This window comes from Peribacillus sp. P4_C12 (genome assembly GCF_056402095.1).
On the sequence record NZ_JBFUIB010000461.1, the window covers coordinates 1 to 2855 of the forward strand.

A 2855-nucleotide genomic window follows, 5' to 3' on the forward strand; every position below is an offset into this window, starting at 1 on the left:
TCCGAATAGTTTCACACAAGATAGTATAATATCAAATGTCTTGTATGTTTGTAAAGGTTTTTTTCTTAACAGGTAAAAAAAGTGTTGAAATACATGGCTTCAGCCTGTATTTACGCCTCGTTTCGACCTAAAATAAACCTTACATGAACGGGAATTTGAATCCCTTTTTCTTCCCTTTTTGCATGTTTGTAACCTGTTTCATCATCTTTTTCATTTCTTCAAATTGCTTTAGTAAACGGTTCACTTCTTGAATAGATCTGCCGCTTCCTTTGGCAATCCGTTTTTTGCGGGATGCATTCATGGTTTCTGGATGTTCCTTTTCCTGTGTTGTCATTGAACGGATGATAGCTTCAACATGACCGATCTGTTTCTCATCGATTTGAAGGTTATCCATCCCTTTCATCTTGTTCGCACCAGGAATCATTTTCAAAATGTCATCAAGCGGTCCCATATTACGCACCTGACCAAGCTGCTCAAGGAAATCATCAAAGGTAAAAGTAGCGGTACGCATCTTTTTCTCTAATTCTTTCGCTTTTTCTTCATCTACATTGGCCTGTGCTTTTTCGATAAGGGTTAATACATCACCCATACCAAGGATTCTTGAAGCCATCCGTTCTGGATGGAATGCTTCAAGTGCATCCAATTTTTCACCCATACCGACGAATTTAATCGGCGTGTTGGTAACTGAACGAATCGAAAGTGCCGCACCACCCCGTGTATCCCCATCAAGTTTCGTTAATACGACCCCAGTCAGGCCAAGCTGCTCATTAAAGCTTTGGGCCACATTGACAGCATCCTGCCCGGTCATCGCATCAACAACGAGGAAGATTTCATCCGGTTTGGTCAATTCTTTGATATCTTTCAGTTCGCCCATCAGGTTTTCATCAACATGAAGACGACCTGCGGTATCAATCAACACATAATCATGATGTTCTTCCTTCGCTTTTTCGATCGCCTGTTTGGCAATTTCAACAGGACTGACCTGATCCCCAAGGGAAAAAACAGGCATGCTTAATTGTTTGCCAAGTGTTTCAAGCTGCTTAATCGCCGCCGGACGGTAAATATCAGCCGCAACGAGCAATGGCGTGCGGTTGTATTTTTTTCTAAGAAGATTGGCAAGCTTTCCGGTGGTTGTCGTTTTACCTGCCCCTTGAAGCCCTACCATCATAATGACAGTCGGTGGTTTCGAGGCAACGGCTATCTTGCTCTGTTCGCCGCCCATCAGCTCCGTCAATTCTTCCTTAACTACTTTAATTACCTGTTGACCGGGGGTTAAGCTTTTTAGCACTTCCTGGCCTACCGAACGTTCACTTACACGCTTTACAAATTCCTTCACGACTTTAAAGTTAACGTCCGCTTCAAGTAGGGCCAATCGAACTTCACGCATCATTTCTTTAACGTCTGCTTCGTTGACCTTCCCTTTTCCGCGGATCTTTTGCATCGTGCTCTGCAGTCGGTCGGCCAATCCTTCAAATGCCATATTGCCGCCTCCTAATCCAACTTCTCAAGCGTTGTGATTGCGTCAAGCAGATTCTCTTTTGAAAAGGTTTCCTTTTCTATGAGTTCCTTCATATTCGCAATCCACTGGTTACGCTCTTGAAATTTTTGAAATAACAATAGCTTTGCTTCGTATTCCTCAAGCATCGCTTCTGTTCTTTTTATATTATCATAGACTGCCTGTCTACTCACTTCGTATTCATCGGCAATCTCCCCAAGAGAGTAATCATCCAGATAGTAGAGGGACATATAGCTCTGCTGCTTCTCTGTTAACAACGATTGGTAAAAGTCATACAAATAGTTAATCCGCGTTGTCTTTTCAAGCATCTTAGCAAGCCTCCCTGCTGTTAAGTGAAAACCCTTTACAAGTTTATATTGTATAGCGTTGCGTATTTGATGTCAAGCTAAACTCCTTACCACTTGTTTGGAAAGCGTTATTTTTTTCGTTTTCTCGCTTCCAGAAGGCGTTTCATCTGGCTCTCTCGTTGATTATTAGACTCTGATTTCAGATTTGCCTTCCCAGTTATATGTGTTTTATGTGTCGCATCTTGCACAGTTTTCAGTTTCTTGACTGTTTCAGCCGATTTTAATGATTTACTTCCTGTCTTTTTAGGAATTCCTGAAAATAGGTGTAAAACTCTATGCAAGCCAAAACGCCGTATTGTAATTTCTACAAATAAAAGTAGGAACGCCGTTAAGAGAAGCCAATGGCTAATGCTTTACTTTTGTCTGGATGTGGTCTGTAAATCACGGAATGCCTGAGCCTCCGTTTTCAACTCCTGGCCACCCGAAACAGCCAACAATTCCTTGATAAGCGACTTATTTAGACCTTGCTGCAGGTACTCTTCTGAATAGGGCACAGTGAAACCTGTTTGATACAGGTTCGTACCACCCTCATTGTTTTCCTGTTTTACACTGATATAATACATACCAGACTGCTTCGGAATAATAATTTCATATTGCCCGGGAGCTACGAGTTTTGTATTCGCATCAACTATTTGTCCATTTTCCGAAACCACATTTGCAGATAAAGGCAGGTTGTTTTGTGAGGCTGATTCTAGTATAATCACGGTTTCTTCACCACTATTTTCCTGTGTAAGAGTATATGGCTCACTTTCGAATTTAGGTAGCGTGATTGTGACCAATTTGATTGAGGAAAGAGCCCCACTTACCCCAAGCAGGCCAATCCCCAGACCATTTGCCACTTAGATCCGAAGTGAAGGCCACCGTCGTCCCCATTCCATATTGCCATAGAACGAGGACTGGATCATCTTTTTCACTGACCAACGGCAGGAAAGCACACTGTTTCGTCGTTGTAGCGATGTTTGCATTTATCTGCCGTTGGTCAGTGAAAAAGA

The 2855-nt window shown here is 42.3% G+C and carries 3 protein-coding genes; all 3 read right to left on the reverse strand.

All coding sequences use genetic code 11. The annotated features are described in order from the left end of the window. Positions 1 to 139 precede the first annotated feature (139 nt). Positions 140 to 1480: a signal recognition particle protein gene (gene ffh / locus AC1DUW_RS24900; RefSeq protein ID WP_053345298.1), complete on the reverse strand. Its 1341-nt coding sequence runs from the start codon at positions 1478 to 1480 to the stop codon at positions 140 to 142. Positions 1481 to 1491: 11 nt separating this feature from the next. After that, positions 1492 to 1824, reverse strand: coding sequence for a putative DNA-binding protein (locus AC1DUW_RS24905; RefSeq protein WP_053345297.1), 333 nt, complete (start codon positions 1822 to 1824; stop codon positions 1492 to 1494). 392 nt (positions 1825 to 2216) lie between these two features. Then, positions 2217 to 2702, reverse strand: a complete 486-nt coding sequence (locus AC1DUW_RS24910) for a hypothetical protein (RefSeq protein ID WP_477643729.1) — start codon at positions 2700 to 2702, stop codon at positions 2217 to 2219. Between the last annotated feature and the right edge of the window lie 153 nt (positions 2703 to 2855).